This window comes from Xanthomonas vasicola, assembly GCF_000772705.2.
Classification (GTDB): domain Bacteria; phylum Pseudomonadota; class Gammaproteobacteria; order Xanthomonadales; family Xanthomonadaceae; genus Xanthomonas; species Xanthomonas vasicola.
This window is the reverse complement of sequence record NZ_JSBW02000039.1, coordinates 208129-217280: the sequence shown is the minus strand read 5'-3', so window position 1 is coordinate 217280 and position 9152 is coordinate 208129. Positions and strand designations below refer to the sequence as shown.

Annotated in this window: 8 protein-coding genes and 1 pseudogene; 1 reads left to right on the top strand and 8 read right to left on the bottom strand. The window is 54.5% G+C overall.

Annotated features, from left to right (window positions below; translation table 11 throughout):
• Nucleotides 1-534: IS3 family transposase (locus NX05_RS10370; protein WP_053012851.1), on the top strand; the 534-nt coding region annotated here is incomplete at its 5' end.
• Between the two features lie 39 nt (nt 535-573).
• Here NX05_RS10370 and NX05_RS10365 read toward each other — a convergent pair.
• The 8 genes and pseudogenes from NX05_RS10365 to gpmA form a co-directional block, all read right to left on the bottom strand.
• Nucleotides 574-1098, bottom strand: a pseudogene (locus tag NX05_RS10365) (IS1595 family transposase); the annotation flags it as partial.
• A 130-nt stretch (nt 1099-1228) separates the two neighbouring features.
• On the bottom strand, nt 1229-2464 hold the full coding sequence (locus NX05_RS10360; RefSeq protein ID WP_227479790.1) for an ABC transporter permease: 1236 nt from the start codon (nt 2462-2464) through the stop codon (nt 1229-1231).
• Nucleotides 2461-3141 carry an ABC transporter ATP-binding protein gene (locus NX05_RS22340; RefSeq protein ID WP_010375500.1) on the bottom strand — a complete coding sequence of 227 codons (681 nt, stop codon included), beginning with the start codon at nt 3139-3141 and terminating at the stop codon, nt 2461-2463. The genes NX05_RS10360 and NX05_RS22340 overlap by 4 nt, the downstream gene beginning before the upstream one ends.
• On the bottom strand, nt 3138-4538 hold the full coding sequence (locus NX05_RS22335; RefSeq protein ID WP_261380925.1) for an efflux RND transporter periplasmic adaptor subunit: 1401 nt from the start codon (nt 4536-4538) through the stop codon (nt 3138-3140). The genes NX05_RS22340 and NX05_RS22335 overlap by 4 nt, the downstream gene beginning before the upstream one ends.
• Nucleotides 4539-4630: 92 nt before the next feature.
• Nucleotides 4631-5143, bottom strand: a complete 513-nt coding sequence (locus tag NX05_RS23740; protein ID WP_126709080.1) for a hypothetical protein — start codon at nt 5141-5143, stop codon at nt 4631-4633.
• Nucleotides 5144-5498: 355 nt separating this feature from the next.
• Nucleotides 5499-7601, bottom strand: a complete 2103-nt coding sequence (locus NX05_RS10345) for a M13 family metallopeptidase (RefSeq protein ID WP_039433328.1) — start codon at nt 7599-7601, stop codon at nt 5499-5501.
• A gap of 285 nt (nt 7602-7886) precedes the next feature.
• Entirely contained in the window at nt 7887-8201 is a 315-nt protein-coding gene (locus NX05_RS10340; protein WP_039433336.1) for a hypothetical protein, read from the bottom strand.
• Between the two features lie 154 nt (nt 8202-8355).
• A complete protein-coding gene (gene gpmA / locus NX05_RS10335) occupies nt 8356-9105 on the bottom strand; it encodes a 2,3-diphosphoglycerate-dependent phosphoglycerate mutase (protein ID WP_008572455.1) in 750 nt (249 codons plus the stop codon).
• Between the last annotated feature and the right edge of the window lie 47 nt (nt 9106-9152).

The window sequence follows — 9152 nt, the reverse complement described above, 5'->3', positions numbered from 1 at the left end:
CCGTCCTGCAGGCGGCTGGTGCGCGAGCGGCCAGAGCCGTTGGCGGTGCCGGAGACGATCAACCAGTTCTGGTCGATGGACTTCATGCACGACCAGTTGGCCGATGGTCGCAGCTTCCGGTTGTTTAACGTGCTCGACGACTTCAATCGCGAGGGTCTGGGGATCGAGGTCGACCTGTCGTTGCCATCGGCCCGGGTGATCCGCTCGTTGGATCAGATCATCGAGTGGCGCGGCAAGCCGCGCGTGATTCGCTGTGACAACGGCCCGGAGTACATCAGTGGCGCGCTGCTAGCCTGGGCACAGCAGCGCGGCATTCGGATCGACCACATCCAGCCGGGCAAACCACAGCAGAATGCTTACGTCGAGCGCTACAACCGTACCGTCCGCTATGCCTGGCTGGCCACAACGTTGTTCGACACCATCGAGCAGGTTCAGGACGAGGCCACACGCTGGCTATGGACGTACAACCACGAGCGCCCCAACATGGCGCTGGGCGGCATCACCCCAGCGATGAAATTGGCGATGACCGCATAGCTCCACTTTTGGCGACCGCTAAAAGCGGGGGGATTACCGGTCCACTTGCACTGCGATCACGAATGGCTGCTTGTTCTCCGAGCCTCGCCCGCGCTTACCCCCCGTCCGTTCGCCGCCCAGGTAAGCGTCGTCGATTTGCACAAAACCTTGAGTTTTCGCGGTTCTTCGCGCTCGACCATCGCCTGCATGATCTTGTGCTTCATCCGCCAGGCCGCCTTGTAGTTCACTCCAAGATGCCGCTTCAACTCCAGCGCCGCCAGGTTGGTCTTGCTGGAGTTCAGCAGGTAGATCGCCTGCATCCACAGGCGCAAGTGCAACTTGCTGGACTGGAAAAGCGTGCCAGCACGCAAGATGGTCTGATGCCGGCACGCCCGGCACTGGTAGTACACCTGATCATCGCGTCGAAAGCGCGAACGCGCGCGGCCGTCGCACTGCGGGCAGCGAAATCCCTTCGGCCATCGCCACCGATACAACGCCCGGTAACACTTGGCTTCGGTTCCATAGCGATCAACTAACTCGCGCTCAGCGAAAAGCCTAGCGAAACTGCACACTGTTGATGCCCATGCCCCACCTCCGTTGCCTTCACGTGGGACCGTTGTCCAACCGACTCGTCGCAAATCCTGCAACTGCCGGCTGAGCGATGGGCTAATCAGGTACAAGTATCAACCTTCTAGAATTCGTTGTTAACTGAATGTCAAAGACGTCGAAGGGCTTCGGCTGGTAGCATCCGAGCAGCCTGAAGTGCTGGCCACATCCCAAATACAACTCCGGTCGCAATTGTCACGACGATCGCTATAATAAGTACAAGCAAATTGATTTGCGTCGCCAATCCCTGCTGCCTCGTTATGAGATGCGAGCCAATAATACCGAATAAAGCTCCTAAGCCACCACCGATAGAGGACAACAGTACTGACTCCGCAAGGAAATGTTGGCAAATATTATTTGGAGACGCACCCAAAGACATTCGCAAACCAATTTCCCCGATGCGCTCAGAGATCGAAACTAGCATGATGTTCATGACACCAATGCCCCCTACGAAAAGACAAATTGCCGCTACAGAAATTAGGAGCAGCGACATTGCTCGATTAGCCATTCCACTTACCTTTACCGACTCAGCGACACCCGTGATACGGAAATCTAGAATTTCACTCACTGCTAACTTGTGAGTCTTACGCAAACGTTGCGCGATTCGCTCGCTCAAGATATTTTCTTGAACTCCATTATTGAAGCGAAGACTGATTTGCTGCAAAGCATTTGGCGGCAGCGGAAAATCTCCCATCAAATTTCTTCTCGCAGATCTGATCGGCACAATTGCAATTTCATCTAAATCTTGCCCTGCCACCGAAATCCCTCGTCGCTTCATGGTGCCAATCACAATGAAAGCAGATCCATTGATCCGGACACGTAATCCAATCGGCTTAGTCTTACCAAAGAGCTTTGCACTCGTTGCCTCACCGAGAAGTACGATCCGTCTTGCGCTACTACTTTCCGCCTCAGTGAAGTTCCTACCTTGCTGAATCTCGTATCCCAATATGTCCACTATACCGGGGCCGCCGCCAATCCAAGCCAGCGTCGACTTAGAGATTCCAAAACTCGCGTCTGCGCTCCCGCGAAGCATTCCGCTAGCCATCCGAACACCGGCGATTCGATTAATATCTTCTACGTCTTTGTCCTTAAGCATATAAAGCCCTCCGAAAGGCAAAGCTGCATTCTTCACGCCATTCATGGTTCCTGAAATTACGTCAATGCGATCTGCCCCTAGAGATTCGATACTAGCTTGAATCTCTCTTCGCGTCCCTTCAGCTATGGAAGTGACAATCACTACAGCTGCGACACCAGCGACGATCCCGAGTGATGTCAGAAGTGATCGAAGTGGATGGACTGCAATACTTCTTGTCGCGTTTTTTAAAGTTCTTTGTAATCGACTCATACCTTTATTCGCCCATTGCGGAGATAAATGATACGGTCGGCATGTTTGGCAACCCCTATATCGTGAGTTACAACAACGATCGTTCGAGCGTATGCCTTCAATCCGTTCAAAAGCAAGATTATCTCGCTTGCGGACTCTTCGTCCAATGCACCCGTCGGCTCATCGGCAAGGATAAGGCTTGGCTTGTTCACCATCGCGCGTGCAACCGCGACACGCTGCTGCTGCCCACCTGATAATTGCCGAGGAAAAGATTGAGCGCGATTCAGCATCCCTACCTTTTCCAGCGCTGTGCACGAACGTGAAATAGCGTCTTTATAAGACAAATCAGAATACTCAAAGGGCAGCGCCACATTCTCCAAAACCGATAATCTTGGCAAAAGACTCAGATTTTGAAAAACAAAACCAATATTGGAATTACGGAACGCAGCCAGGTTAGCAGAAGATAATTCCAGGACATTGAAACCAAGACAATGATAAGAACCACTATCTGGACGATCCAAACAACCGATCAGAGAAAGTAATGTGGACTTCCCGGAGCCTGAAGGTCCCATTATTGCAATATGCTCCCCTTGCGACACAGTTAAATCGACGTTATCTAAGGCGCCGATAGGCTTCATGGCCCCTCGATAAGCCTTACTAACACCAGATAACTTAATTGCTGGCGTATCAAGGTTCATTGAAAATTATTAATTTGCAGGACAATAAGATCCTGCGTGGCCAGACCGGAAAAGACTTGCGTTGACACATCATCATTCATCCCAATAAGTATTGAACGTTTGATGACCTTATCACCATTTTTCACTAAGACGCTGGCATACCGACTCTCGACTAGATCACTCAAGAGCTGATCCCATACAAGTTGCTGAGAAGAATTTAAAGTTGATCGAAAAGCAAAAAATTTCTCACCCAACCGCTGCTTTCTGTCTCTCCTTATTGCAGCTACTGGATCACCACTTTCATCATCTATCACAACAATACGCGACGCAGCCGCTGCACCAAAAAAATTCACCAATTCACTAGGAACACGTGATTTTATTCCTTGCTCAGGCAACTTCATTACCAGCTCAGTCTCAAGCGACTTTTGCTGCCTCTTAGTTAGCCCGACCGTACTAAAGTTCTCCTTGATCGCGTCTTGGATCGCACCAAATGTGGGGATCTCATTGCCACCGGCGCTTGGAACCAGATATTCGCTCGGTATCTTTAGGACATTGATTCGTTCCGCCACGCTGATTGTAGCGTCTGCTAACATTCCAGGAATTAAAAAACCTTCCGGATTAGTAACTTCAACAACAACTGGAAAATTTGCATTATTCCCCTGAATATTTGGCGCAATGCGCCTTTGCACCACTACCCCTTCAAACTTGCGATTCGGATACGCGTCAACTGAAAAATACACGGGATTTCCCTCAATAATTTTTCCTATATCAGCCTCATCAACTGCCAACTCGATCTTTAGTTTAGAAAGATCTTCGGCGATACGAAATAGGGTGGGAGTTTCGAAAGACGATGCTACTGTCTGTCCAGACTCGACCAAGCGCTCCAGAACGACCCCATGAACAGGAGAACGAATAATAGTCTGATCCAAATCATATCGCGCGCTTTGCACTGCAGCTTGGAGTGACTGGACCGATGACTGGGCTGCACGCATGTCTAATTCGGCAATACGCTGTGTTTCCTGCTCTTTCTCCAAGTCGGCTTTAGCTACTAACTGTTGATCTGCAAGTTTACGCGCTCTCTGTAAATCTCGTAGCGATTGCGACGCACGCTCACTACTTCGCTCCAAAGATGACTGCGCGCCAGAAAGCGAAGCAACGGCTGATTGCAGCTGTGCCTGATAGCGCGCTGGATTAATCTTTGCTATGATCTCACCCTTTGAAACTGATTGATTGAAGTCTGCACTTACCTCTGATATTTCACCAGAAACCTGTGTCCCGACTGCCACAGTAGATTTAGCACTGATACGCCCCATCGCCGAGATCGAAACGAGAATCCGCCCTACATGCGGATGAGATGTGGTTTCGGTGACTACTACCGAATCAGGGTAAAATAGATCTTTTAAAGATATAGTCGACACTCCTATTAAGAGTATCAAAAAAAATACTAACGGAACCTTCTTCCAATTTGAGGAAATTTTCAAAATAATAAACTCTTCTAGCCGAATAAGAATTATTCGACTTTGCCTGCAGATACATTCCGAACACCGTTCGACTGTAGAAAATTAAATTTGTAAGCAAGCTTGATTGGTATCGGGGTTATTTCCACACCTTGACCATCACACTCCGCTTCATTTACTTTGTAGCTACAGATTGCCGCACCCAGAAAAGACCAATGGGTAACAGCACCTAATACTTCTGGAGCGAATATTTTACTACTCTCGCTATTGACTCGCTCGCATCCAGGCGAGGCATCAATTTGTCGTACAGAACTGACGGAGCCATCTTCCATAACCACAAATTCAATGCATATAAGAATGTCGACCAAGCCAGTTGCCTCAACTGGAAATGGCGGCATCGAATTAACGACAGGGGTAGCCATTAAAAACTTCTGATTAGAGCTCAACTTAACCTGCTCAACACCATCAGGGAGAATCATACCCTTCTCAATTTTCCGCACTGTAGATGTTGCGCATCCACATAAATTAAAGAAAATCAACAAGAGAATTATTTTTAAGCGTGTCATTTAACCATCACCCTAGCCTGCAAGAAGAAGTGTGCAGGGACACCCTGCACACTTGTTACTCAGTTGGGACCTTTCCTCACGCAGTAAACAGTTCCTCCTTTAGCAGCGCAACTCCATCCAGGCGGACTTGCGACAGGGCCGTTGGGAAGAGTCTGGGCGATAGCGCCCCACGAGCCAACCATTGCAAATCCAGCTACGGCAAGAGCAAGTAACTTTTTTATACGGCCATCCTTGTATGCCTGTGATTCAGGCCCTATTAAATTAACAGAAAAATTTTAATCAAGTCAAACATGTCGTCCTTAACGAAGAAAGTCGTCAAATAATTAAATATAGGCATACCAGTTATGCTATCGACTTACCAGATGGCCACGCGCTCCTTGTCGCCGCGTACCATCGCATCGCCGGGCTTGCACTGGAATGCCTGCGCAAACGCCGGCATGTTCGACGGTGCACCGTTGGCCCGGAAATTCGCCGGCGCATGCGGGTCGGTATTCAAGCGCACGCGCAATTCGCCATCGGTAAAGTTGCGGCGCCACACCGTCGCCCAGTTTATGAAGAAGCGCTGGTCCTGCGAATAGCCGTCGATCTCCTTGTTGGCAGCAGGCTGCTTCTGCAATGCCATCTGCAAGGCATCGTAAGCAACGGTCAGGCCGCCCAGGTCGCCGATGTTTTCGCCCAAGGTCAGCTTGCCTTTGACGTGCACGCCTTTGATCGCTTCATAGCCGTCGAACTGCGCCACCAGCTGATCGGTGCGCTCGGTGAACAGCTTGCGGTCCGCAGCGGTCCACCACGTGTCGAAGTTGCCTTTGGCATCGAACTGGCTGCCGGAATCGTCATAGCCGTGCATCATTTCATGCCCGATCACCGCACCGATGCCGCCGTAATTCAACGCCGGATCGGCCTTGGGGTCGAAGAACGGCGGCTGCAGGATCGCCGCCGGGAACACGATCTCGTTGCGGGTGGCGTTGTAGTACGCATTCACCGTCTGCGGCGTCATGTGCCATTCGCGCTTGTCGACCGGCTTGCCGATCTTGTCCAGCATGTAGCGGTAGTTGAATGCCTGCGCAGCCTGCATGTTGGCCAAGAATCCGTCGCCACGCGTTTCCAGGCCCGACCAATCGCGCCACTGGTCCGGGTAACCGATCTTCGGCGTGAAGCTGGCCCACTTTTCCAGGGCGCGCTGTTTGGTTTCTGCGCTCATCCAGTCGAGTTTTTCCAGCCGCGCCTTGAGCGCTGCCGACAGGTTCTGCACCAATTGCTGCATCTGCTCCTTCGATTCGGCCGGGAATGCAGATTGCACATAGAGCTGGCCCAGTGCCTCGCCCATCGCCTCGTTGACCGCATTCAACGTGCGCTTCCAGCGCGGCAGCATGTCCTGCTGGCCGCGCAGCGTCTTTGCGTAGAAATCGAAGTTGGCCTGTTCGAACGGCTTGGCCAGATACGGCGCCGCTTCGTCGATGCTATGGAAACGCAGATACGCCTTCCAGGTGTCGACCGGTGTATCAGCCAACATCGCATCGAGCTCGGCGAAATAGCCCGGCTGGCTCAACGAGAACGTGCCGGCCGGCACCTTGAGCGCGGCGAAGAACGCCTTCCAGTCGAAGTGCGGCGTGATTGCATTGGCGCCGGCCACATCGACCGGGTTGTAGCGCTTGGCCGGGTCGCGCAGTTCGATCCGCGACAACGACGCATTGGCCAAACGCGTTTCGAACGCCATCACCGCCTTGGCCTGGGTGGCCGCTTGTGCGGCCGGGATGCCCGACAGCTCCAGCATCCGTGCGATATAGGCCACGTACTGCGCGCGGATCTTTGCCTGCGCCGGGTCGGTGTAATAGCCCTTTTCGGGCAAGCCCAGACCACCCTGCCCTGCATAGGCGATCATCTGCTCGGAATGTTTGTAATCGGCATTGGCGCCGAACGAGAACACGAATCCCTGACCTTGCGCATAGCTGTTGCGCAACCAGGCCGCGATGGCCGGCGCATCGGTCAGCGCATCGATGGTCGTCAACTGCGGCTGCAGCGGCGTGATACCGGCTTTGTCGATCGCCGCTTCATCCGAGCCAGTGCGCCACAGGTCGGCGATCTTGGCATCCACCGACCCGGCCGACAGACTACCGCGTGCCAGTTGTTCCACCAACGCGTGCTGGATGGTCAACGAACGCTCGGCCAGCACCTCGAAGCTGCCCCAGCTGGTGCGATCGGATGGCACCGGATTAGCCTTGAGCCATTTGGCGTTGACGAACCCATTGAGGTCCTGGCACGCCGCGATGGACGGATCCAGATCGCCACTGCCAAACGCCACGATCGGGGCATCAAGCTTGGACACATCGACCTTGGTCGCTACCGCCTGCGCTGCGGTGGGCGCCACCTTGGCAATATCGTCGGAGGCGCCGCACGCAGACAGCGCAGCCACAATAGCCACCGCGAGCGACAGCGGGGCGAACTTGCTCAACTTCATTGAATTTTCCAAGGCATGACCGCGCATGCACGGTCGAAAAAAGTCCACAGCCGGTCAGGAACCGCCGACGAAGAACAGCGCATCGAACGGCGCTTGCCTCTTCATCAGTCACTGTGCAACCGGCTAAACCACATCGCTGCAGCGGCACCGCAGCGCCCTACCTCCGCTGCCGCGCCTTAGCGAACCTCATTGCAACCACACGCTGCGTGCGCGTCTCACCGACGCGGCAACACGCTGCTTCAACCAACACCTGCACCCCAGCGCAGCGCGCGCCATCGCATGCAGTCACCGCCGTGCGTAAAACGGCGCCATCAACAGGTATATCGGATAGGCCAACACCATCAGCACCAGGGCTGCCTCGTGCCCGGATGTCGCATCGGCCAACGCTTCCATTTGTCGCACCGGCCCGAAACAGCCGAACCCCAGCAACAGCACGCCCAGCACGCAGATCAGCAATGCCAGCGCCAGCCCGGCGCCTGAGATGTCGCCAGCGGCCAGAGCGACGAAGCCACTGCCTGCTGCCACCAGCATGCCCAACGTCACCAGATAGGCGCGACAGTAAACAGCCGTCATTTGCCGCGTTTTACGTTTGCCGGACATCATGTCTCGCCTGCACATCAGCGCGGTGCTTATGCGCTTCAGGCCTACGCACCGCGTTCCATTCAATACAGCACGCAACATCTTGCAGCCGCATGCCCACGCAACAGACACGCGCTGCGCGTGATGCACGCAGCGCCTTAACCGCCAGCGGCGATTACTTCGCCTTGCCCTGGTTGGCCACCGCTTCGGCCGCGCGCTTGGCCGCTTCCGGGTCGCCCAGGTAACGGAAGCTGCGCACCTGCAGGTTGTCGTCCAGTTCGAACAACAGCGGGATGCCGGTGGGGATGTTTAGCTCGAGGATCTGCTCGTTGGAGACATCGTTGAGGTACTTGTACAGCGCGCGCAGCGAATTACCGTGCGCGGTCACCAGCACGGTCTGCCCGGCCTTCAACTGCGGCGCAATCGCGTCGTGCCAATACGGCAACACGCGCACCAGCGTGGTTGCCAACGACTCGGTCCCCGGCAGCGCGTTGCGGTCGAGGGTGGCGTAGCGACGGTCGTGGCACGGGTGGCCCGGGTCGTTGACGTCCATCGCCGGCGGCGGGATGTCGTACGAACGGCGCCAGATCTTGACCTGCTCCTCGCCGTGCTTGGCCGCGGTTTCGGCCTTGTCCAGGCCTTGCAGGCCACCGTAGTGGCGCTCGTTGAGGCGCCAGCTCTTGGACACCGGCAACCAGTCCTGGTCCAGTTCCTTCAATGCGCCCTGCAGCGTGTGGATGGCGCGCTTGAGCACCGAGGTGTGGGCGACATCGAACTGCAGCCCTTCGTCCTTCATCAGCTTGCCGGCCGCCACAGCTTCCTGGCGGCCCTGGTCGGTGAGTTCCACATCCACCCAGCCGGTGAAACGGTTGTCCAGATTCCATTGGCTCTGGCCATGGCGCAGCAGTACGAGTTTGCGGGTCACTACGGTTCTCCGATTGGGGCCGATCAGCCTGCGATTGTAGCGGCAGC